This is a genomic window from Nitrospira sp. BLG_1 (genome assembly GCF_047338595.1).
Classification (GTDB): Bacteria; Nitrospirota; Nitrospiria; order Nitrospirales; family Nitrospiraceae; genus Nitrospira_D.
The window spans coordinates 1-1,148 of record NZ_JBLFBO010000136.1 but is presented as its reverse complement, the minus strand read 5'-3'; the positions used below and the strand labels follow the sequence as shown (position 1 = coordinate 1,148).

The following is a 1,148-nucleotide window of genomic DNA, read 5'->3' as shown; positions in this document are numbered from 1 at the left end:
TGTATAAGTCAAGACTTTATCTGACAGACAGCGAGTCCTCACCGGGTTTACGCCGCTAACATTTTCTCCTTCGCCAAGGGCACACTGTCGAGGAACGTCTGCCTCGGCGTTTTGCCGTAACACCAGCGGCCCTGATGCGGCCGCTGCTCGTTATACTCCTGGAGCCACGTCTCCAAGTCGGCCTGGAGCGCCTCCAGCGTCCGGTAGATCTTCTTGCGAAATGCGACGCGGTAGAACTCGTTGAGCATCGTCTTGTGGAAGCGTTCACAGATCCCGTTGGTCTGGGGATGCCGAGTCTTCGTCCGGGTGTGATCGATGTTCTCGACGGCCAGATACAGTTCGTACTCATGGCGGTCTGGGGCCCCGCAGTACTCTGTGCCGCGATCCGTGAGGACCCGATTCAGCGGAATGTCGTGCTGCTCGAAGCACGGCAGCACCTGGTCATTGAGCAGATCAGCCGCCGTGACCGGGGTCTTGCGATCATACAGCTTCGCAAACCCAAGCTTGCTATACGTGTCGATGAAGGTCTGTTGATAAATCCGCCCCACCCCTTTCAGCGTCCCGACATAGAACGTATCCTGTGCCCCACAGTAGCCGGGACACTCGCTCTCGAATTCGCCATGCGCTTCTTTGTCGGCCTTCGCCTTCTCCAGGGCCACCACTTGGGCTTCGGTGAGCACCAGTCCGTCTTGCGCCACCTTCGCTTCTAACGCCTTCAGCCGTTTCCGCATGGTCTCCAACTCATGCCGGAGCCAGATACAGCGGACGCCGGCGGGTGAGATCGTCAGGGCCTGCTTGCGCAATTCGTTGGCCACCCGCACTTGGCCCCAGGCAGGCTGCGCGATCGCCAGCTCGACGATGGCCAGTTCGACCTCCGGTGCCACGCGATTCTTCAGGAGCGGTTTCTGGCGAGAGATCTCCTGCAGGGCCGCCTCGCCACCCGTCTCATAGAGTTCCTTGAACCGATAGAAGCTGTCTCGGCTATAGCCCATCACCTGGCAGGCCTTGGACACATTGCCGAGTTGCTTCGCCAATTCCAACACGCCGACCTTCGCCCGGATGATCTTCTGCTCGGTGGTCATCGTCCTCACTCCTTTCGATGAAGGGAGGACTCTACCGGACTGTCAGATGAAGTTCTAGCATATACA

Annotated in this window: 1 protein-coding gene; it reads right to left on the bottom strand. The window is 58.9% G+C overall.

All coding sequences use genetic code 11. From position 1 onward, the window contains the following. Positions 1 to 47: 47 nt before the first annotated feature. Positions 48 to 1,082: an IS481 family transposase gene (locus tag ACMTNU_RS20745; protein WP_413937186.1), complete on the bottom strand. Its 1,035-nt coding sequence runs from the start codon at positions 1,080 to 1,082 to the stop codon at positions 48 to 50. Positions 1,083 to 1,148 lie beyond the last annotated feature (66 nt).